The organism is Phycicoccus mangrovi (assembly GCF_018729305.1).
Taxonomy (GTDB): domain Bacteria; phylum Actinomycetota; class Actinomycetes; order Actinomycetales; family Dermatophilaceae; genus Phycicoccus; species Phycicoccus jejuensis.
On record NZ_JAHHWP010000007.1, the window covers coordinates 13,730 to 34,386 of the forward strand.

The window sequence follows — 20,657 nt, forward strand, 5'->3', positions numbered from 1 at the left end:
CGGGCACCCGGACGGGGTGCCCGCCGTGCGCGCGTGGTGGAGGGTGGCGCTCAGCCGCCGCTCTTGCGCCGGAACATCTGCTGGCGGGCGCTGGTCTCCGGGCCGTGCGCGTGGTCGACCTTGCCGTGCTCGGAGGAGTCGGAGACGTCGGTGCCGCCGTGGGCCTGCTTCTTGTCCAGGGCCGCCCGGAAGCGGGCCTTGACGTCGTCGGGCACGGCGGCGCGGGGTCGGTCCTTGGCGGCCATGACGGCTCCTTCGGGGTGCTCGGGATCGGGTCCCCCACCGTGCCACGCCGGGGCCCGCGGGGCCACCGGGTTCTCGCTCAGGCGCGCTCGTCGCGCCGCTGTCGTGCGGTCCAGGCCCGCATCCGCGCCGGGTAGCCGGTGAGGTTGACGTCGTACACGGGCACCTGGAGGCTCCGCGCGACCTCGAAGGCCTGCGGGCGGGAGGGCAGGGCGCGACGGGTCCACTCGCCGTCGTGCGCGATGAGCACGACGGTCGTCGCGGTCACGTTGGTCGCCGGCTCCACGTACGCCTCGACCCCGCGCCGCGTGCCCACGAACTCCTCCAGATGGGCCCGCGCGCTCGCGAGGTCGCTGCCGTCGTGCGGTGCGGCGCCACCGCGCCGGCCTCGTCTCCACCACGCCATGCGCCCACGATAGGCGAGCCACCTGCCCTCTCCCTGTGCGTCCGCCACGCGTCGCCACCTCGTCCCGGAGCCCGCGGGGGTGACAGGATGCGGGACGTGGCCGGCGCGCCCACCCGCAGCGTCGCCGTGCCCACCGACCGCCACCGCGAGAACGGAGCAGCATGCCGGCCACCGCCGAAGCCACCCACGACGTCGTCGTCCTCGGAGGAGGGAGCGGCGGGTACGCCTGCGCGCTGCGCGCCGCCGAGCTCGGCCTGTCGGTCGCCCTCGTCGAGAAGGACCTCCTCGGCGGGACGTGCCTGCACCGTGGCTGCATCCCGACCAAGGCCCTGCTGCACGCCGCCGAGGTCGCCGACGCGGCGCGCGAGGCCGGCCGCTTCGGCGTGCGGGCGACCTTCGAGGGCGTCGACCTCCCGGCCGTCACCGCCTACCGCGAGGGCGTCGTCGCCCGGCTGCACAAGGGCCTCCAGGGGCTCGTCTCCGGGCGGAAGGTCGAGTACGTCGAGGGCACCGGTCGGCTCGACGGCCCGCACACCGTCGTCGTCGGCGACCGCCGGCTCGTCGGGCGCCACGTCGTGCTCGCCACCGGCTCGTACGCGCGCACGCTGCCCGGGCTCGAGCTCGGCGGCCGCGTCGTGACGAGCGACCAGGCGCTCGGCCTCGACGAGGTCCCCGGCCGCGTCGTCGTCCTCGGGGGCGGGGTCATCGGCGTCGAGTTCGCCTCCGTCATGCGCTCGTTCGGCTCCGAGGTCACCGTCGTCGAGGCCCTCCCCCGGCTCGTCGCCGCCGAGGACCCCGCATCGAGCAAGGCGCTCGAGCGGGCCTTCCGCAAGCGCGGCATCACGGTCCGCACCGGCGCCCGCTTCGCCTCCGCCACCGACGGCCCCGACGCCGTCACGGTCCGCCTGGAGGACGGCACGGAGCTGGAGGCCGACCTGCTGCTCGTCGCCGTCGGGCGCGGCCCGGTGACCGACGGCCTCGGCTACGAGGAGGCCGGCGCCACGGTCGAGCGCGGCTTCGTCGTCACCGACGAGCGCTGCCGCACCGGCGTCGAGGGCCTGTGGGCGGTCGGCGACATCGTCCCCGGGCTGCAGCTCGCGCACCGCGGGTTCGCGCAGGGGATCTTCGTCGCGGAGTCGATCGCCGGGCTCGAGCCGGCCCCCGTCGTCGAGTCCACCATCCCCCGGGTCACCTACTGCGACCCCGAGGTCGCCTCCGTCGGCCTCACCGAGGAGCAGGCCCGTGAGGTCCACGGCGACGCCGTCGAGGCCTACGAGTACAACCTCGGCGGCAACGGCAAGAGCCAGATCCTCGGCACCCAGGGCTTCGTCAAGCTCGTCCGGGTCACCGACGGCCCCGTCGTCGGGGTCCACATGGTCGGCTCCCGGATGGGCGAGCAGGTCGGCGAGGCCCAGCTGGTCGTGGGCTGGGAGGCCCACCCGGAGGACGTCACGCCCTTCGTGCACGCCCACCCGACCCAGAACGAGGCCCTCGGTGAGGCGCACCTGGCGCTCGCCGGCAAGCCCCTGCACGCACACAACTAGAGTGATGACCGCCACCGCCCACGAAGGAGAGCACCACTGATGTCGGAACGTGTACAGATGCCCGCACTCGGCGAGTCCGTGACCGAGGGGACCGTGACGCGGTGGCTCAAGGGTGTCGGCGACGAGGTCGCGGTCGACGAGCCGCTGCTCGAGGTCTCGACCGACAAGGTCGACACCGAGATCCCCTCGCCGGTCGCCGGCACGCTCCAGGAGATCCTCGTCCAGGAGGACGACACCGTCCCGGTCGGCGCCGACCTCGCCGTCATCGGTGACGGCCCCGCCTCCGGCGGTGGCGACTCCGCCCCCGAGCAGTCGCAGGAGCAGTCCTCCTCCGACGGTCCCGCCGACGAGGTGGCCGACCCGGCCGACACCGACGCGGTCGCGGACGCCGGCGACGAGGGCGGCCAGGAGCCGGCCGAGCCGCAGTCCGACGGTGACGAGCAGGAGCAGCCCGCACCGTCCTCGGAGGGCTCCTCCGGCGGGTCCGGCGACGGCACGACCGTCCAGATGCCCGCGCTCGGCGAGTCCGTCACCGAGGGCACCGTCACCCGCTGGCTCAAGGCCGAGGGCGACGAGGTCGCCGTCGACGAGCCGCTCCTCGAGGTCTCGACCGACAAGGTCGACACCGAGATCCCGTCGCCGGTGGCCGGCACGCTGACCAAGATCCTCGTCCAGGAGGACGAGACCGTCCCCGTGGGTGCCGACCTGGCCGTCGTCGGCGGGTCCGGTGGCGGGTCCGCCCCGGCCGCCGAGCCGGAGCAGGCCCCCGCGCAGGCCGAGGAGGCCCCGACGAAGGACGATGAGGCCCCGGCGAAGGACGAGGCCCCGGAGCCCGAGCCGGAGCAGCCTGCCCAGCAGGAGGAGCCCGCGCCGGCCCCGGCCGACGAGGCTCCCCCGCAGGAGAAGCCCGACGAGGCCGCCGCGGCCGCCGACGAGGCCCCGGCCGCGACCACCGCGCCGTCCTCCTCGACCTCGACCGCGCCGACCCCGCGCGAGAACGAGTCCGACGCGAGCAGCTACGTCACCCCGCTCGTGCGCAAGCTGGCCGCCGACCACGGCATCGACCTCGCGTCGGTCACCGGCACCGGCATCGGCGGGCGTATCCGCAAGCAGGACGTCCTCGCCGCCGCCGAGGCCAAGAAGGCCCCGGAGCCCGAGCCCGAGGCCCCCGCCGCGAAGCCCGACGCCCAGGCGTCGTCGTCCTCGGCCCCGGCCGCCGCGGCGAAGCCGGCCGCCGACAACGGCCTGCGCGGCACGACGCAGCCGATGTCGCGCCTGCGCAAGACGATCGCCCGCCGCATGGTCGAGTCCCTCCAGGTCTCGGCGCAGCTGACGACGGTCGTCGAGGTCGACGTCACCCGCATCGCGCGGCTGCGCGACCGGGCCAAGGCCGACTTCGCGCAGCGCGAGGGCACGAAGCTCAGCTTCCTGCCGTTCTTCGCCCTCGCCGCGGTCGAGGCGCTCAAGGCGCACCCGACCGTCAACGCGAGCATCGAGGACGAGCAGGTGACCTACCACGGCACCGAGAACCTCGGCATGGCGGTCGACACCGAGAAGGGGCTCATCGTCCCGGTCCTCAAGAACGCCGGCGACCTCAACATCGCGGGCCTGGCCCGTGGCATCGCCGACCTCGCGAACCGGACGCGGAGCAACAAGATCATGCCCGACGACCTCGCGGGCGGGACCTTCACGATCACCAACACCGGCTCGCGCGGGGCGCTGTTCGACACCCCGATCATCAACCAGCCGCAGGTCGGCATCCTCGGCACCGGCGCCGTCGTCAAGCGGCCCGTCGTCGTGACGGCCGAGGACGGCGGGGAGACGATCGCGATCCGCTCGATGGTCTACCTGGCGCTGTCCTACGACCACCGCATCGTCGACGGCGCCGACGCCGCGCGCTTCCTCACGACGATGAAGCAGCGTCTCGAGGAAGGGGCGTTCGAGGCCGACCTCGGCCTCTGACGCGCCCGCCGTGAGCCGCATCGTCGTCACCGGCTCGTCCGGGCTGATCGGCACCGCGCTCGTCGCCGCGCTCCGTGAGCGCGGCGACGAGCCGGTCCGGCTGGTCCGGCGCGCCCCCTCGGCCGCCGACGAGGTCCGCTGGGACCCCGCGAGCCGTCACCTCGACCCGACCGTCCTCGACGGCGTCGACGGCGTCGTCCACCTGGCCGGCGCGGGAGTCGGGGACAAGCGGTGGACCCCGGCCTACAAGCGCGAGATCCTCGCCTCGCGGACCGACTCGACGACCGCGGTCGCGGGGGCCGTCGCGGCGGCCGACCACCCGGTCCGCCTGGTGTCCGGCTCGGCGGTCGGCTTCTACGGCGACCGCGGCGACGAGGAGCTGACCGAGGCCAACCCGGCCGGCACCGGCTTCCTCGCCGACGTCGTCCTCGCGTGGGAGGCCGCCGCCGCTCCCGCGGTGGACGCCGGGGCGTCGGTCGCGTTCGCGCGCACCGGGATCGTCATGGCCCGGGAGGGTGGCGCGATGGCCCCGCTGCTGCGCCTGGCCCGGCTCGGGCTCGGCGGCCCGCTCGGCCTCGGCCGCCAGTTCTGGCCCTGGATCACCCTCGTCGACGAGGTCCGGGCACTGCTGCACCTGCTCGACCACCCGGAGGTCACCGGCCCGGTCAACCTCGCCGGTCCGACCCCGGCCCGGCAGAAGGACGTCGCGGCGGCCCTGGGCCGCGCCCTGCACCGGCCGGCCGTGCTGCCCGCCCCGACGCCGGCGCTGCGGCTGGTCGTCGGCGAGTTCGCCGGCGAGATCATGGGCAGCCAGCGCATCGTCGGCGAGGCCCTCGTCGGCAGCGGTTTCGTCCACGAGCACGGCGACCTCGACACCGCGGCCCGCTGGCTCGTGGCCTGACCCGCCCCTCACGGCGACCGCAGCGCCTCGACCCGCCAGCCCTCCGCGGTCCGGACGACGTCGACGAGCACCGGCTCCCCCGGGACGGCCGTGACGTCGGTGTCGTCCCCCGGGCGGACGACGCGGTGCGCGCCCACGGCCACCGTGGCCCGCAGGGTCGCCCGGTCCACGTCCGCCGACCGCACCACGACGTCGGTGACGCGGTAGGCGAGACCGTCGTACCGCGCCCCTGCCGCCCGGAGCGTCGCGACGGCGGCGGCGTCGCGACGGTGGAGGGCGCCGCCGCGGGTCTCCGCGGCGTCGAGCCGGGTCGGGTCGGCGGCGCGGTAGGCGGCGGCCCGCTCGTCGGCGAGCACGGTGAGCAGGTCCTGCGGCCGCCGCACGGGGGCGAGGGGGTCGAGGCGTGGGTCGTCCGTGGCCGACGGCCCGGCGCTCGGCGCCGCGCTCGGGACCGACGCACGTGCAGGGTCCTCCCGCCCGACGAGGGCGCCGACCACGACGAGGGCCGCCACGAGACCCAGGGCGCAGACGCCGAGCGCGACCGGCCGGGCGACCCCGCGGCGGTCGGTCGTCCCCGGCGTCGGCGCCCGGTGCCTCCCCCGCTCCGGTGCCGGCGGGACCGGCGGACGCCCGGCCGCCGCGCGCAGCCGGTAGGTCACGGCGCTCCCGTCGTCACCGGCGACCCGCAGCCGCAGCGGCTCCGGGCGGGCGGCCGCGAAGAGCAGGCACGCGAGCTCGTCGGCGCCCGGGCGCTCCTCCGGGCGCGGGTGGACGGCCGCCTCGAGCGCGGCGACCACCGCCTCCGAGCCCGCCCCCGCCCGGCTCACCTGCGTGAGCGACGGCCGCAGCCCGGGTGCACCCGGCACCTCGCCGGCGAGGCAGAGCCACCCGAGCGCGCCGAGCGCGTAGACGTCGGCGGCCGGGGTCGGGTCGGCCCCGAGCAGCACCTCCGGGGCGAGGTGGCCCGGCGTGCCCCAGACGGCGGCCGGCGCCTCCCCCAGCACGCGTCCGAGGCCGAGGTCGGCGAGGGCCGGTCGACCGTCGAGGTCGAGCAGGACGTTGCCGGGCGACACGTCGCCGTGGACCACCCCGGCCGCGTGCAGCCGACCGAGGGCCCCGGCGAGCGGGGCGAGCACGGTGACGACCTCACCGGGACCGAGGTGCCCGCGGGCGCCGACGAGACCGGCCAGCGAGCCCCCGCGCATCAGGGGCATGACGAGCGCGACCCGGTCGTCCGGCAGCGTCAGGCACGCCTCGACCCGCACGATGTGCTCGGCCGCGGCCCGGCTCGACACCGCCGCCTCGCGCACCGCGGCCTCGGCGGCCTCCGGGTCGCCGTGCGACACCTTGAGCGCCACGGACCGGCCGTCAGTGAGCCGCACCGCCTCCCAGACGTGGGCCGTGCCTCCGCTGCCCAGCAGCCGCCCGATCGCGAACCCCGGGACCGCGGGCGCCTGCATCGTCTCCATGCCACCACCCTGCCGCGACCCGCGAGGACGGCCGCGAGGTTTTCCACAGGCCCTCGTAGGGTGGCCGGGTGACGACCGACCAGCCCACGATCCTCGCCACCTCGGGCGGCTACCGCCCCGGCCACCGCACGTGGTTCGAGCTCGACGCCCTCGTCCACCACGCCGTCGAGCTCTCCGGCGCCCACGGCCGACGGCCCCGGGTCGCGTTCGTCGGCACCGCCTCCGGGGACCCGGAGGCCTTCTCGTTCCGCGCGCTCGAGGCCGGCCGGGTGGCCGGTTTCGAGGTCAGCGTCCTGTCGCTCTTCCCCATGCCCAACCACGAGGACCCCGCGGCCCTCCTCCTCGAGCAGGACGTCGTCTGGGTCAACGGCGGCTCCGTCGCGAACCTGCTGGCGGTCTGGGACGTGCACGACCTGCGCCCCGCGATGCGCGCCGCGTGGGAGGCCGGGGTCGTGCTCGCCGGGGTGTCGGCCGGCTCGATCTGCTGGTACCTCGGGGGGACGACCGACTCCTTCGGGCCCGAGCTGCGCGCGGTGACCAACGGCCTCGGGCTCCTCCCGTACGGCAACGGTGTCCACTACGACTCGGAGGAGCGACGCCGCCCGCTCGTGCACTCGCTGGTCGCCGACGGCACCCTGCCCGAGACGCACTGCACCGACGACGGCGTCGGCCTCGTCTACCGCGGCACGGAGCTCGTCGAGGCGGTCTCCGAGCGGGATGGCAGGGCCGCGTACGTCGTCACGCGCGACGGGGACGAGGCCCGCGAGGAGCGGCTCGAGCCGCGCCGGCTGCCCTCTCCCTGAACCACACCCGTCTCAGCGGGGCGGGTCGACGACCGTGACGACGCGTTCCTCGCGCGCCGACGTGCGGGCCGCGTCGACGACCGCGAGGACGTGGACGGCGTCCCAGGGGTCGACGGGCATCGCGGCCTGCGGGTCGTCGGCCGACAGCGCGGCGGCGACGGCGCGGTAGAGGTCCGCCTGGCTGCTCGCCGCGCGGGTCACGGGCTGGCGCTCGTCACCGCGGTACAGCCACCCGGCGTGGTCCGCGTCGAGGTCGGACTGCGCCGACCACGGGTGCGCCTCGGCCTCGAAGTCGGCCAGCATGAAGGCGGCGGCGCTGCCCAGCAACCGGATCCGTGGGCCCGGTGCACCAGCGAGCGACGTGGCCGAGAGGTGCGACTCCGCTCCCCCGGTGTGCCGGCAGAGGAGGAAGGCGTCGTCCTCCGCGCGGGTGGTGCGGGCGTGCGTGGTGGCCACGACCGATCGCACCGGCCCGAACAGCCGGACGGCGGCATCGACGAGGTGCGTGTGCAGGTCGAGCAGCAGCCCACCGCCCTCCTCGGGCGGGGCGTTCTCGCGCCACCGGTCCTTCGGCACGGGCCGCCAACGCTCCCACCGCATCTCGTAGCGGAACGGCTCCCCCACGAGGCCGTCGGCGACGACCCGCGCCAGCGTCACGTGCTCCGGGTCGTACCGCCGGTTCTGGAACACGGTGAGCGGCACGCCCGCCCGTGCGGCGTAGCGGACCGTGTCCGCGGCCGAGGCTGCGTCGACGGCGAGCGGCTTGTCGACGACGCAGGCGACGCCCGCGTCGACGACCGCCCGCACCTGCTCCGCGTGGCCACCGCTCGGCGTGGCGAGCACGACGAGGTTGAGGCCCGGGACCGCGAGCAGCGCGTCGAGGTCGGCGACGACCTCGACGCCGGGCAGGTCCGAGCGCGCGGCCGCCGCCCGCTCGGCGTCCCGCGTCGAGACGGCGACGACGTCGAGGCCGGCCTCCCGCAGCCGCGGCGCGTGGATGTCACGCCCGGCGAAACCGAAGCCCGCCAACCCGACCCGGGTCATCGCCCCTCCTGCGCGACGGCCTCGTCCCGCGGGGCGTCGGCCGCGAGACGGGCCGGCCACCAGACCCGCGGACCGATGTCGTGGGCCATCGCGGGGACCAGGAGCGACCGGACGACGAACGTGTCGAGGAGGACCCCGAAGCCGACGATGAAGGCGATCTGCACGAGGAACTGGATCGGCAGCACCGACAGCGCCGAGAACGTCGCGGCGAGGACGATGCCCGCGCTCGTGATGACCCCGCCGGTCACGGCGAGCCCGACGAGCACGCCCGGACGGGTGCCGCGGACGAGCGACTCCTCGCGCACCCGCGTCATGAGGAAGATCGAGTAGTCGATGCCGAGCGCGACGAGGAACACGAAGCCGTACAACGGGATCGCGGGGTCCCCGCCGGTGAACCCGAGGACGTGGTCGAAGACCAGCGCCGAGACGCCGATGGTCGCGGCGAACGACACGACGTTGCCGACGACGAGCACGAGCGGCGCGACCAGCGAGCGCAGGAGCAGCGCGAGGATGACGAAGATGACCGCCAGGATCGTCGGGACGATCACCCGCAGGTCGCGCGCGCTGGCGTCGAGGACGTCGAGGTTGGTCGCGGCGTTCCCGCCGACGAGCGCGTCGGGGCTGACGGCGTCGAGGTCGGACCGCAGCCGCCGGACGGTGTCCTCGGCGCCCTCGCTGTCGGCGGCGTCCTTCGTCGTCGCCTGGAGGAGGACGCCACCGTCGACGACCTTCGGCGGCGGGGCGTCCTGCCCGGGCTGCGGGGGCACCAGCCCGAGGTAGGCCGAGTCGATGCCGGGGTCCTTCGACACGAGGTCCAGCGCCGCGTCGGCGTCCGCCTGCGGCACGACGACCTGGAGGGGCTGGGCGGCCCCGGCCGCGAAGTGCTGCTCGATGACCTGCTGCGCCGTGATGGAGTCGACCTCGGTGAGGAAGGTCTCGTCGATAGACGCCCCGCTCGCCTTGAACGTCGGCACGAACGCCGCGGCAGCGAGGAGCGCGACGAGCGTCACGACCCACGTGCGGCGCGGGTGCGTCCCGACGAGGCGCGCGACCCGGCCCCAGACGCCGCGGGCGGAGCCGACGACGTCCTCGGCGTGGGCGTGGTCGACCGTCGGGGCGAAGGGCCAGAAGATGCGGCGGCCGAAGAGCAGGAGCACGGCGGGCAGGAAGGTGAGGGACGCGAGGAGCGCGCCGGCGATGCCGAGGGCGCCGACCGGGCCGAGGCCCGAGGTGCTGCGCAGCTCGGCGAGCAGGAGGCAGAGCAGGCCGATGATGACCGTCGCCGCCGAGGCGCCGACCGGCTCGACGGCGCCGCGCCAGGCCTTCTTCAACGCCTCCCACGAGCTCTCCTCGTCGTGGAGCGCCTCCTTGAAGCGGCTGACGAGCAGGAGCGCGTAGTCGGTCGCGGCGCCGACGACGAGGATGAAGAGGATGCCCTGCGACTGCCCGGAGAGCGTGATGACGTCGTTCTTCGCGAGCTGGTAGACGACAGCGGCCGCGGCCGACAGACCGAGCACCGCGCTGACGAGCACCGCGACCGGCAGGATCGGGCTGCGGTAGACGACGAGGAGGATGACGAGGACGACGACGAGCGCGACGAGCAGGAGGATGCCGTCGATCCCGGCGAACGCCTCCGAGAAGTCGGCGATGAGCCCGCCGGGGCCGCCGACCCATCCGCGCAGGCCGTTGGGGGCCAGCTCGCTGCGCAGCGTGACGCGCAGTGCGTCGGCCCCCTCGGCGAGGGCCGTCGTCTCCCCGCTGGCGGCGGTCCCCGTCGTCCCGTCCAGCGGCACGGACAGCAGGACGGCCCGGCCGTCCTCCGCGGGGATCGGGACGACCCGCCCACCGGGCACGAGGTAGTCCCCGAGGGTCCGACCGGCGCCGAGCTCCGGGAGGGGGATGGACGGCACGCGCTGCGCGAGCTGCTGGACGACACCCAGGTCCCGCGGGTCCAGGGCGGCGCCGTCGGCCCGCTCGACGACGAGGAGGTAGGGCAGCTCGGTGCTGTCGCTGAACCGGGCGACGGCGTCGGCGACGAGGGTCGACTCGGCCTGTGCCGGCAGGAACGTCGAGTTGTCGTTGGACTGGACGCCCGACAGCTGCCCCTGCGCCTGCCCGCCGACGGCCCCGACGCCCAGCCAGAGCAGGACGACGACGACCGCCCCGAGCAGGGCCCAGCGGGGACGTCGGGCCCGGGACCGGCGCTCGTCGGCGGAGGCTTCTCGGGTCTGCGGGTCCGCGGTCATGGGCCCAGCGTATTGAGGTCCGGGCGGGCCGTCCGCGAGGTCCGTCCCGGCCCCGGCGTACCGTGGGCGCCATGCGCTTCGTGCACCTCGGCTTCGCCCCCGACCTCGTCGACTACGAGGCCGGGTGGGCCACCCAGCGCGAGGTGCACGCGCAGGTCGTCGAGGGCACCCTCGAGGACACGACGCTCCTCCTCGAGCACGCCGCGGTCTACACGGCCGGCAAGCGCACCGAGCCGCACGAGCGCCCCGTGGACGGCACGCCCGTCATAGACGTCGACCGCGGCGGCAAGATCACCTGGCACGGCCCCGGGCAGCTCGTCGGCTACCCGATCGTCCGGCTCCCGGAGGTGCCGATCGACGTCGTCGCCCACGTCCGTCGCCTCGAGGAGGTGATGATCCGGACCTGCGCCGACCTCGGCGTCGAGGTCGTCCGGGTCGAGGGCCGCAGCGGCGTCTGGGTGCTCGCCGACGAGCGCGGCCCGGACCGCAAGCTCGGGGCCATCGGCGTCCGGGTCAGCCGCCGGGTGACGATGCACGGCTTCGCGCTCAACTGCGACGCCGACCTCGGCTGGGCCGACGCGATCATCCCGTGCGGCATCGCCGACGCGGGCGTCTCGTCGATCTCCCGCGAGGCCGGGCGCACGGTCACCGTGCAGGACGTCCTGCCGTACGCCGAGAAGCACCTCGCCGACGTCCTCGGCCGCGCCTGAGCACCCTCCCCGCACCGCCGTCCCGGGGTGTCGGGACCGGAGCGTAGGCTGGAACGCGTGACTGTCGCACCCGAGGGACGCCGCCTGCTGCGGGTCGAGGCGCGCAACGCCGAGACCCCGATCGAGCGCAAGCCCGAGTGGATCCGCACCACGGCCCGGATGGGGCCGGAGTACACGCAGATCCACTCGATGGTGAAGGGCCAGGGCCTGCACACCGTGTGCCAGGAGGCCGGCTGTCCCAACATCTTCGAGTGCTGGGAGGACCGCGAGGCGACCTTCCTCATCGGCGGTGACACCTGCACCCGCCGCTGCGACTTCTGCGACATCGCCACCGGGCGCCCGCAGCCGCTCGACCTCGACGAGCCGCGCCGGGTCGCGGAGTCGGTCGCGACGATGGGGCTGCGCTACGCCACCGTCACCGGCGTCGCGCGCGACGACCTCGCCGACGGCGCCGCCGGCCTGTACGCCGACACCATCCGGCAGATCCACGCGCTCAACCCCAACACCGGCGTCGAGATCCTCCCGCCCGACTTCGGCGCGAAGCCGGAGCTCGTCGGCCAGGTCTTCGACGCGCGGCCGGAGGTGTTCGCGCACAACCTCGAGACCGTGCCGCGCATCTTCCGCCGCATCCGGCCCGCCTTCACCTACGAGAAGTCCCTCAAGGTCCTCTCGATGGCGCGCGAGGCGGGGCTGGTCACGAAGTCCAACCTCATCCTCGGCATGGGCGAGGAGGACCACGAGATCGAGGAGGCCATCCGCGACCTCCACGACGCGGGCTGCGACATCCTCACGATCACGCAGTACCTGCGCCCCTCGCCGCTGCACCACCCGATCGACCGGTGGGTCAAGCCCGAGGAGTTCGTCCACTGGTCCGAGCTCGCCGACGAGGTCGGCTTCAAGGGCGTCATGGCGGGCCCGCTCGTCCGCTCGTCCTACCGCGCCGGCCGGCTCTGGGCCACCGCGATGCGCCGCTGGGGACGTCCGATCCCCGAGCACCTCGCGCACCTCGCCGAGGCCGCGAACGACCCCGCCCGCCAGGAGGCGGCGTCGTTGGTCGCCAAGGCCGCCCGCCCCGTATCCTGAGGCCCGCACCCCCGCACTCGCGGGCCGGCGCACCCCGTCCTCGACCAGGAGCACCTCCCCCGTGTCCGACGCACCCGAGAAGAAGCAGGGCCGCATCGCCGAGATCCGGCAGGCCTACCAGGCGATCAAGTCGCTCGACCCGAAGCTCGGGTGGTGGATGCTCGGGGCCGCGCTCCTCACGGCGGCGGTCATCGTCGGCATCGGCGCGATCTTCGGCGGCGGCTGGCTGATCTACGCGGCCATCATTGCCATCCCCTCGGCGTTCCTCGCCGCCGTCATCGTCATGAACCGCCGCGGCAACACGGCGATGTACAAGGCGCTCGACGGGCAGGTCGGCGCGGCCGGCGCCGCGCTGACCGGCATGGGCCGGCGCGGCTGGTTCGCCTCGCAGGAGCCGGTGGCGATGGAGGGGGCGCGCGGGACGCGGGCCCAGGACATGGCCGGCGCCGCGATGGTCTTCCGCGCCCTCGGCCGACCCGGCATCGTCCTCATCGGCGAGGGACCCACCGGCCGCGTCGCCAAGCTGCTCAAGCAGGAGGAGAAGAAGGTGGCGCGGGTCGCCCCCGGTGTGCCCGTCCACCTGTGGACCGTCGGCGACGGCGAGGACCAGGTCCCGGTCAAGAAGATCTCGGGCAAGCTGACCCGGATGCGCCCCGTGCTCACCAAGGCCGAGGTGTCGGTCGTCAACAAGCGCCTGAAGTCCCTCGGTGGCCTCAAGCCCCCGGTGCCCAAGGGCATCGACCCGACGAAGGCGCGCATGGACCGCAAGGCGATGCGCGGCCGCTGACGCGCCCTGCGCGCCCGCGCCGTTCAGGCGGCGGGCGGGGTGGCCGGCACGCCCGGCCGCACGATGCGGGTGCCCGCGGCGAGGTCGTGCAGACCCCGACCGTTGGCGGTGAAGAGCGCGGGCAGGACGAGCGCGGCGAGCACCGAGCGCAGGAGCACCTGGAGCGGGAAGACGCGGCGGCGCACCTGCCAGACCTGCAGTCCCATGAGCCGGTGGCCGACGCTCGAGCCGGTCACCGAGACGAGCACCGTGCTGAGCACGACGTAGACGCCGGCGACGGCCCACGTGCTCGTCGGCACGCCGAGGACCATGGGCGGCCGCTCTCCCGGCTGCGCGAGGTCGAAGGGCAGGACGAGGAAGGTCACGAGCGCGCTGAGCGTCCAGTCGACGACGAAGCCGACGAAGCGGCGCAGCAGCGTGGCGTCCGCCGGGGTCGCGGTGGGGCCCGGCGGAGTGGAGGTCGGCGGCACGCCACCAGCGTACGCGCCGACGCGTTCCACGCTTCGGGCGCGTCGTCCCACGCCTTGATACGGTGGCTGGCGTTACGTCGGCGAAACATCCGGGTCACGGTCGGGAAACCGCCCCGCCCTAGCGTCGTCGGCAACGCCATCAGGGCTGGCTCCCATAGCCCCTGCACCGAACCAGGAGGTTCAACACAGTGTTCAGCTCCGCTGACGAGGTCCTCTCCTTCATCAAGGACGAGGACGTCAAGTTCGTCGACATCCGGTTCTGCGACCTTCCCGGCGTCATGCAGCACTTCAACGTGCCTGCCGCCTCGGTCGACGAGGACTTCTTCACCAACGGCCAGATGTTCGACGGATCCTCGATCCGCGGCTTCCAGGCCATCCACGAGTCCGACATGAAGCTGGTCCCGGACCCGACGACGGCCTACGTCGACCCGTTCCGCGCCGAGAAGACGCTCATCATGAACTTCTCGATCGTCGACCCCTTCACCGGTGAGCCCTACAGCCGCGACCCGCGCAACATCGCGGCGAAGGCCGAGGCGTACCTCAAGTCGACCGGCATCGCCGACACCGCCTACTTCGGTGCCGAGGCCGAGTTCTACGTCTTCGACGACGTGCGCTTCGAGACCAAGGCGAACGCCAGCTACTACTACATCGACTCCGTCGAGGCCGCCTGGAACACCGGCCGCGTCGAGGACGGCGGCAACCGCGGGTACAAGACCCGCTACAAGGGCGGCTACTTCCCCGTCCCGCCGGTCGACCACTTCGCCGACACCCGCGACAAGATCTGCCTCAACCTGGCCAAGGTGGGCATCGAGGTCGAGCGCAGCCACCACGAGGTGGGCACCGCGGGCCAGCAGGAGATCAACTACCGGTTCAACACCCTGCTCCAGTCCGGTGACGACATGATGAAGTTCAAGTACGTCGTCAAGAACACCGTGTGGGAGGGCGGCAAGACCGCCACCTTCATGCCGAAGCCGATCTTCGGCGACAACGGCTCGGGCATGCACACCCACCAGTCGCTCTGGAAGGACGGTGAGCCGCTCTTCTACGACGAGCGCGGCTACGGCGGCCTCTCCGACCTCGCGCGCTGGTACATCGGCGGCCTGCTCAAGCACGCCCCGGCGCTGCTCGCCTTCACGAACCCGACGGTCAACAGCTACCACCGCCTGGTGCCCGGCTACGAGGCCCCGGTCAACCTCGTGTACTCGGCCCGCAACCGCTCCGCCTGCGTCCGCATCCCGATCGCCGGCGACAGCCCCAAGGCCAAGCGCATCGAGTTCCGCATCCCGGACCCGTCGTCCAACCCCTACCTGTGCTTCGCGGCGCAGCTGATGGCCGGCCTCGACGGCATCCGCAACCGGATCGAGCCGCCGGAGCCCGTGGACAAGGACCTCTACGAGCTGCCCCCGGAGGAGCACGACGCCATCGCGCAGGTCCCCGGCTCGCTGCCGGCCGTCCTCGACGCGCTCGAGGCCGACCACGAGTTCCTCCTCGAGGGTGACGTCTTTACCGAGGACCTCATCGCCACGTGGATCGAGTGGAAGCGCAAGAACGAGGTGGACCCGATCCGCTTCCGACCGCACCCGCACGAGTTCGAGATGTATTTCGACATCTGAGCCGTCGTACGTCGCGACGCCCCCGCCGGATCATCCGGCGGGGGCGTCGTCGCGTCCGGCGGTGGCCGGCCGCGTGCTCTCCGTTCCTGAGAGCGGGGCGGGGGTGCTGACCAGCGACGTCGCGGGACCACACGGCTGTCGTTCTCAGGTCGGTTTTGGTCGGTCCGGCACGGCCGGGCTAGCGTCTCGCCCCGTTGTGTCCGGTGCAGGGATCGGCACGACTGCGGGGGGGGGGAGACCGCACGACCGTCGGTCGTCGCACGCAGCGACGACCCCCACCCCTGGAGTTCCACCGTGCCCACGACCACCTCGATCACGACTGCCCTCGGCACCCTCACGGCCGCTGCTGCGCTCGCCGTCGGGACCGCCACCGCCGCCCCCGCCACCGCCGCCCAGACCCCGTCGGTCGGCACCTCGGGGGGCGCCGCCGCCGCCGCGTCGGCCGCGACGGCCACGACCAAGACGAACTACGGCGGCCTCTACGGCTCGACCGCGGCGGACCGCACCCGCCGGGGGGTCGACCAGCAGTGGCTCAAGGTCCGCTGGTCCGACCTCGAGCCCCGTGAGGGCGTCTTCGACCTCACGCCGATCACCCGCCTCCTCGCCTCGGACCCGGACCTCGTCGTCCGCCTGCACGTCCAGGGCGGGCAGTTCGCGCCGCAGTGGCTCAAGTCCGCTGCCGGCACCGCCCGCGTCACCAACGCCAAGGACAAGGTGGGGGCCACCGTGGGTCGCTACTGGACCCCCCGCTACCGCGCCGCCTACGAGCGCTTCGTCACCGCGCTCGGCGCGCGCCTGGACGACCACCCGCGCGTCGCGTCGGTCAACATGTTCGGCGCCTCCCTCGTCTACGACGAGCCGTGGATCACCGGCGGCCCGGCCGCAGGCGCCGCCCTCCACCGCGCCGGCCTCACCAAGGACAAGGCCGTCGCCGCGCAGGACGCCGGCCTCGCCGCCACCGTCGCCGCCTTCCCGCACACCGTCGTCGAGATGCCCCTGCACAGCCGCCTCAGCTGGCCCGTGGCGGGCGGCCAGAAGGGCAGCTGGACCGAGGGGCGGGCGCTCGCCAACGCGTGGGACGCCGAGTACGGCAGCCGGGTCATCTTCACCGACTACGGGTGGGGCCAGGGTGACTGGACCGCCGCCGCGAGCAGCCTGAGCACCGCGCCCGACCTGTACTCCTGGATGCACAAGCGCGCCGACCTCGGCCGGCCGATCGCCTTCCAGGCCACGCTCGCCCCCGGCAAGGCCGCCGGGACCGTCCGACCCACGGCGGCCGTCGCCCTCGCCGCGTCCCGGGAGGCCGCCCGGATGGGTGCCAGCTGGTTCGAGCACCACAGCTGGGGCTACCTCACCGTCGCCCAGGCCCGGGCGATGGACGCCGCGCTGTCGGCGAACGTGGGCTGATCAGCCCTCGGTGAGGTCGGCCTCGGCCTGCGCCAGTGCCCGCGGCGTGTCGACGTCGCGGGCACCGGCGCGCCCGACCCGCACCGCCACGTGGCCCGCGTCGAGCAGCGCCATCGCCCGGCCCCCGTGGCCGGAGCCCAGCGCGAGGCCCTCGACCGCCGACCGCCGGTAGGCGGCGAGCAACGGGGTGACGCGGCCGTCGTCGTCCTCGGCGACGGCGGCGCCGACCGCGTCGTCGGGCCGGAGCGCGTCGACGAGCGACGGCAGGGCCGCGCCACCGGCCGGCATGTCGCCGGCGAGCACGGCGACGACCTCGCCGCCGCAGGCGGCGATCCCCGCCAGCACCGCGGCCAGCGGGCCCCCGCCGGGCGGGTCCTCGCGCACCCAGCGGGCTCCCGGACGTCGGAGGGGACGCTCGGGACCGACGAGGACGACCGGCCACCCGGTCGGGACGCCCGCCACGGCCCGCTCGAGGACGCTCGACCCGCCGAGCGGCGCCGCGAGCTTGTCGGAGCCGAAGCGCCGCGACGAGCCTCCGGCGAGGACGACGACCGGGACGCCCTCTCCGGGCGCGGTCACCAGTCGGTCCCGTGACAGGCGGCGGCCCCCGGCGACTCGACCTGCACCGTGGCGTGGGCGATGCCGAACCGGTCGCGCAGCACGCCGGCCGCCCGATCGAGGACCGCCTCCCCCGCCTCGTCGCTCACGAGGTGCGCGGTCGCGACGTCCATCCCGGAGGTGAGTGTCCACAGGTGGAGGTCGTGCACCTCGACGACGCCGTCGACCTCCTCGAGGGCTGCGCGGACGGCCTCGGGGTCGACGCCGGCCGGGGCGTGCTGGCCGAGCACCGCGAGCACCTCCCGCCCGAGGTGAACGGCACGAACGAGGACGAACACACCGATCGCCAGCGCGACCAGGGTGTCCCACAACGGGTTTCCGGTCGCGCCCACGAGGAGCGCCGCGACGATGACGCCGACGGATCCGGCGGCGTCGGCGAGGACCTCGAGGTAGGCGCCCCGCACGTTCAGGCTCTCGGCCGCCCCTCCGCGCAGGAGGGCGAGCGAGACGAGGTTGACGACGAGCCCGAGGGCCCCGACGAGCACCATCGTCCCGGAGGCCACCTCCGGCTCGGCGCCGAGCCGGCGCAGGGCCTCGACGACGACGTAGACCGACACCCCGCCCATGACGAGGACCGCGAAGCCGGACGCGAAGACCTCGGCCCGGTAGGAGCCGTACGTGCGCCGCCCGGTCGTGTCCGGGCGGGTCGCGACCCGGGTGGCGACGAGGGCCGCGCCGAGGGTGACCACGTCGGCCGCCATGTGGCCGGCGTCCGAGAGGAGGGCCAGCGAGCCGGACGCGAGGCCGGCGAGCAGCTCGACGACGAAGAAGGCCGCGACGAGGCCGAACGCGACGGCCAGCCGCCAGCGGTGCCGCCCGCCGGCGTGCCCGCCGTGGCCGTGCGAGCCGCTCATGCCGTGGCCGCCGTGGCCGCCGTGGCGCCGTGGCGGGCGTGGGCGCGCGCGACGCCGAGCAGGGTGCGCACGTGGTCGTCGGAGAGGGAGTAGTGGACGTGGCGCCCGTCCCGCCGCCCGACGACCACCCCCGACGCGCGCAGGAGGCGCAGGGCCTGGCTCGCGGTCGACTCGGCCGTCCGGGTCGCCTCCGCGAGATCGTGCACGCACAGCTCCCCCGCGTCGTGCAGCGCCAGCAGCAGCCGGACCCGCGTCGGGTCACCGAGCAGCCGGAAGACCCGGGCCATCTCGTCCGTCTCGTCCACGTCTCTCCTGACATCTGATCGTCTGCTCAGATGTCATGATGCCACGTTCGGCCCCGCCGGCCGTCAGCGGGGACGCACCGTGACGCACTGCGCGAGCGACCCCAGCGGGCCGTTCGCATCGTGCAGCCGGCTGCTGGTCAGCCCGATGCCGTTGTCGCCGAACGTGATCGACGCGTCGACGCCGAGCCACTCCCCCACGGGCTCGCGCAGCAGGTGCGCGGTGAGGTCGATGTTCGGGTAGTGCACCTCGCGCGGGTCGGCACGGACCGTCATCCCGTTGGCGATGTCGAGCAGGCCCGCGACCCGCGCGGTGGCACCGACCGGCTCGCCCTCGACGAGCGGGACCGGCGTCCGCACCCAGAACCACCCGCGGCCCGGCTCCTCGAGGTGGCGACGCACCTCGACGCCGCCGATGAACCCGCCGGGCCAGGTCTCGCCCGGCGCCCACGCCTCGAGCTCGTCGGGACCGGGGATGGCGGGCAACGCGGTCCCGGCGACGGCGGTCGTGTCACGCTCCGCCATCAGCCAGGCCCGCAGCAGCGCGACCGGCCGGCCCGCGTGCGACAGGCTCGCCTCGACGAGCTCGATCGTCCGGCCGGGCCGGACGACGCGCACCTCCGTGGTCACCTCGGCGACCGGGACCGTCCCGAGGATGTCGTAGCAGAGGCGCGAGAGCACGAGCCCGTCGTCGCGGCGCGCGTCCCGGTCGCGCTCGACGACGTGGGCGAGGAGGCCGAGGGCCGGCGCGATGTGCTGCTCGTCCTCGCGCCACGCCCCGCCGGTGTGCTCGCTCGCGCGGAAGGTGTGCTCGTCCAGCCGGTGGAAGTACGTCACGCCGTCGTCCTCTCGTCGGGTCCCTGCCGACCCTACGCACGCCGGTGCGCGCGGACGCGTCCCGGCCGTCCTCGCGGCTCTTGCCTGAGCGGGTGCCGCTGCGTAAAATTGAGCGCATACCACTCATGGCGACTTCGGTCGCCACCGATCCCGAGGAGGTTCCCATGGCCACCACCTTCGACCCGTTCCGCGACCTCGACCGCATGCTCACGGGCAGCTTCCGCCCCGCGGCGACCGCCATGCCGATGGACCTCGTCCGGTCGGCCGACGCCTTCGTCGCGAGGATCGACCTGCCCGGTGTCGACCCTGCGTCGATCGACGTCGACGTCGAGGACCGGACGCTGACGATCCGGGCCGAACGCCGCGAGGCGCCGGGCGGCGAGGTCCAGTGGCTCTCGCACGAGCGCCCGACCGGCACCTTCGCGCGACAGCTGACCCTCGGCCACGGTGTGGCGCTGGACCGCATCTCGGCCGACTACGCCGACGGGGTCCTCACGCTCACCATCCCCGTCGCTGAGGAGGCCCGTCCGCGGAAGATCAGCGTCAACCACGGGGGCTCGCGTCGCAGCATCGAGGCCGAGGCGAAGCAGCCGGTCACGGTCTGAACGCACCCGTCCACCGGTCGGCGCCGCCCACGCCCGTGGGCGGCGCCGGCCCTCGCGGGCCGACAACCGGGGTGCGAGGCGACCGGCCCTCCGCGTACGGTCGACGGCGGCCCTCCGGCCCCGCACCACGACCACCGACCCCAGGAGCACCGTGCGCCGCCTCGTCTACTACGTCGCGACCTCCCTCGACGGCTTCATCGCCGACCCCGCCGGGGACGCGTCGGCCTTCCCGGTCGCGCCCGACACCCTCGCAGCGCTCTTCGCGGAGTACCCGGAGACCTGCCCGGCGCACGTGCGGGCCGCCCTCGGGGTCGACGCCCCGCCGCGGCACTTCGACACCGTCGTCATGGGTCGCACCACGCACCAGCCCGCACTCGACGCCGGCCTCACGAGCGCCTACCCGCACCTGCGCCAGTACGTCGTGACCCGGCGCGAGGACCTGCCCGAGGACCCGACCGTCACGGTCGTCCACGACGACCCGGTGGGTCTCGTCCGGGCGCTCAAGGCCGAGGAGGACGGCCTCGACGTCTGGCTCTGCGGCGGCGGTGACCTCGCCGGCCAGGTGCTCGACGAGGTGGACGAGCTGCACCTCAAGGTCAACCCGGTGCTCCTCGGCGAGGGCGTGCCGCTCGTGCGGGGCGCCGCCGACCCCGCTGCGTGGCGTCTGGCGAGCAGCACCCCGCTCCCCCACGGCGTGCTCCTCACGCGGTACGTGCGCGCCTGACCCGGCCCGCGCCCCGGTGTGCGCGATGA

The 20,657-nt window shown here is 74.6% G+C and carries 21 protein-coding genes; 11 read left to right on the forward strand and 10 right to left on the reverse strand.

The annotated features are described in order from the left end of the window. Window positions 1–50: 50 nt before the first annotated feature. Together KMZ30_RS04265 and KMZ30_RS04270 are read right to left on the reverse strand one after the other, a co-directional pair. Complete coding sequence (locus KMZ30_RS04265) at window positions 51–245, reverse strand: DUF5302 domain-containing protein (protein ID WP_030528209.1); 195 nt, start codon at window positions 243–245, stop codon at window positions 51–53. 77 nt (window positions 246–322) lie between these two features. Beyond that, window positions 323–649, reverse strand: coding sequence for a hypothetical protein (locus KMZ30_RS04270; protein WP_215511450.1), 327 nt, complete (start codon window positions 647–649; stop codon window positions 323–325). Between the two features lie 161 nt (window positions 650–810). On the opposite strand from KMZ30_RS04270, the gene lpdA reads away from it, so the two are divergent. The 3 genes from lpdA to KMZ30_RS04285 are packed head-to-tail and all read left to right on the forward strand — an operon-like array spanning window position 811 to window position 5,056. Further along, window positions 811–2,193, forward strand: a complete 1,383-nt coding sequence (gene lpdA / locus KMZ30_RS04275) for a dihydrolipoyl dehydrogenase (RefSeq protein ID WP_215511449.1) — start codon at window positions 811–813, stop codon at window positions 2,191–2,193. Window positions 2,194–2,232: 39 nt separating this feature from the next. Next, the gene (sucB, locus tag KMZ30_RS04280) at window positions 2,233–4,155 is read left to right on the forward strand and encodes a 2-oxoglutarate dehydrogenase, E2 component, dihydrolipoamide succinyltransferase (protein WP_215511448.1); all 1,923 of its coding nucleotides are present in this window, start codon (window positions 2,233–2,235) and stop codon (window positions 4,153–4,155) included. A gap of 10 nt (window positions 4,156–4,165) precedes the next feature. Further along, on the forward strand, window positions 4,166–5,056 hold the full coding sequence (locus KMZ30_RS04285; protein ID WP_308279542.1) for a TIGR01777 family oxidoreductase: 891 nt from the start codon (window positions 4,166–4,168) through the stop codon (window positions 5,054–5,056). An 8-nt stretch (window positions 5,057–5,064) separates the two neighbouring features. On the opposite strand, the gene KMZ30_RS04290 is transcribed toward KMZ30_RS04285, so the two are convergent. Continuing rightward, a complete protein-coding gene (locus KMZ30_RS04290) occupies window positions 5,065–6,525 on the reverse strand; it encodes a protein kinase domain-containing protein (RefSeq protein WP_215511447.1) in 1,461 nt (486 codons plus the stop codon). 68 nt (window positions 6,526–6,593) lie between these two features. Between KMZ30_RS04290 and KMZ30_RS04295 the strand changes: the two genes are divergently transcribed. Then, on the forward strand, window positions 6,594–7,328 hold the full coding sequence (locus KMZ30_RS04295) for a Type 1 glutamine amidotransferase-like domain-containing protein (RefSeq protein ID WP_215511446.1): 735 nt from the start codon (window positions 6,594–6,596) through the stop codon (window positions 7,326–7,328). Window positions 7,329–7,340: 12 nt separating this feature from the next. Here KMZ30_RS04295 and KMZ30_RS04300 read toward each other — a convergent pair whose 3' ends face one another. Then, entirely contained in the window at window positions 7,341–8,372 is a 1,032-nt protein-coding gene (locus tag KMZ30_RS04300) for a Gfo/Idh/MocA family protein (protein WP_215511445.1), read from the reverse strand. Then, window positions 8,369–10,618: an MMPL family transporter gene (locus tag KMZ30_RS04305; protein ID WP_215511444.1), complete on the reverse strand. Its 2,250-nt coding sequence runs from the start codon at window positions 10,616–10,618 to the stop codon at window positions 8,369–8,371. The genes KMZ30_RS04300 and KMZ30_RS04305 overlap by 4 nt, the downstream gene beginning before the upstream one ends. Window positions 10,619–10,689: 71 nt before the next feature. Between KMZ30_RS04305 and lipB the strand changes: the two genes are divergently transcribed. From lipB to KMZ30_RS04320, 3 genes are all read left to right on the forward strand, one after another. After that, window positions 10,690–11,328 (forward strand): lipoyl(octanoyl) transferase LipB, encoded by a 639-nt coding sequence (gene lipB, locus KMZ30_RS04310; protein WP_215511443.1) that lies wholly within the window; start codon window positions 10,690–10,692, stop codon window positions 11,326–11,328. 57 nt (window positions 11,329–11,385) lie between these two features. Then, window positions 11,386–12,411: a lipoyl synthase gene (gene lipA, locus KMZ30_RS04315; RefSeq protein WP_215511442.1), complete on the forward strand. Its 1,026-nt coding sequence runs from the start codon at window positions 11,386–11,388 to the stop codon at window positions 12,409–12,411. Between the two features lie 61 nt (window positions 12,412–12,472). After that, window positions 12,473–13,198 (forward strand): DUF4191 domain-containing protein, encoded by a 726-nt coding sequence (locus KMZ30_RS04320; protein WP_215511441.1) that lies wholly within the window; start codon window positions 12,473–12,475, stop codon window positions 13,196–13,198. A gap of 23 nt (window positions 13,199–13,221) precedes the next feature. On the opposite strand, the gene KMZ30_RS04325 is transcribed toward KMZ30_RS04320, so the two are convergent. Continuing rightward, the gene (locus KMZ30_RS04325) at window positions 13,222–13,668 is read right to left on the reverse strand and encodes an RDD family protein (protein ID WP_215511440.1); all 447 of its coding nucleotides are present in this window, start codon (window positions 13,666–13,668) and stop codon (window positions 13,222–13,224) included. Between the two features lie 188 nt (window positions 13,669–13,856). On the opposite strand from KMZ30_RS04325, the gene glnA reads away from it, so the two are divergent. Together glnA and KMZ30_RS04335 are read left to right on the forward strand one after the other, a co-directional pair. Beyond that, window positions 13,857–15,281 (forward strand): type I glutamate--ammonia ligase, encoded by a 1,425-nt coding sequence (gene glnA / locus KMZ30_RS04330; protein WP_215511439.1) that lies wholly within the window; start codon window positions 13,857–13,859, stop codon window positions 15,279–15,281. Between the two features lie 294 nt (window positions 15,282–15,575). Then, the gene (locus KMZ30_RS04335; RefSeq protein WP_215519862.1) at window positions 15,576–16,688 is read left to right on the forward strand and encodes a hypothetical protein; all 1,113 of its coding nucleotides are present in this window, start codon (window positions 15,576–15,578) and stop codon (window positions 16,686–16,688) included. Here KMZ30_RS04335 and mobA read toward each other — a convergent pair whose 3' ends face one another. The 4 genes from mobA to KMZ30_RS04355 form a co-directional block, all read right to left on the reverse strand. Next, a complete protein-coding gene (mobA, locus tag KMZ30_RS04340) occupies window positions 16,689–17,267 on the reverse strand; it encodes a molybdenum cofactor guanylyltransferase (protein WP_215511437.1) in 579 nt (192 codons plus the stop codon). It lies immediately after the preceding gene. Further along, window positions 17,264–18,160, reverse strand: coding sequence for a cation diffusion facilitator family transporter (locus tag KMZ30_RS04345; RefSeq protein WP_215511436.1), 897 nt, complete (start codon window positions 18,158–18,160; stop codon window positions 17,264–17,266). The genes mobA and KMZ30_RS04345 overlap by 4 nt, the downstream gene beginning before the upstream one ends. Beyond that, window positions 18,157–18,465, reverse strand: a complete 309-nt coding sequence (locus KMZ30_RS04350) for an ArsR/SmtB family transcription factor (protein WP_308279541.1) — start codon at window positions 18,463–18,465, stop codon at window positions 18,157–18,159. Before KMZ30_RS04350 ends, KMZ30_RS04345 begins: the two co-directional genes overlap by 4 nt. Window positions 18,466–18,528: 63 nt before the next feature. Continuing rightward, the gene (locus KMZ30_RS04355) at window positions 18,529–19,299 is read right to left on the reverse strand and encodes a thioesterase family protein (protein WP_215511435.1); all 771 of its coding nucleotides are present in this window, start codon (window positions 19,297–19,299) and stop codon (window positions 18,529–18,531) included. A 164-nt stretch (window positions 19,300–19,463) separates the two neighbouring features. Here KMZ30_RS04355 and KMZ30_RS04360 point away from each other — a divergent pair, with 164 nt between their 5' ends. Beyond that, window positions 19,464–19,904, forward strand: coding sequence for an Hsp20/alpha crystallin family protein (locus tag KMZ30_RS04360; RefSeq protein ID WP_215511434.1), 441 nt, complete (start codon window positions 19,464–19,466; stop codon window positions 19,902–19,904). Window positions 19,905–20,055: 151 nt separating this feature from the next. Beyond that, window positions 20,056–20,628, forward strand: a complete 573-nt coding sequence (locus tag KMZ30_RS04365; protein WP_215511423.1) for a dihydrofolate reductase family protein — start codon at window positions 20,056–20,058, stop codon at window positions 20,626–20,628. The last annotated feature ends 29 nt before the right edge of the window (window positions 20,629–20,657 follow it).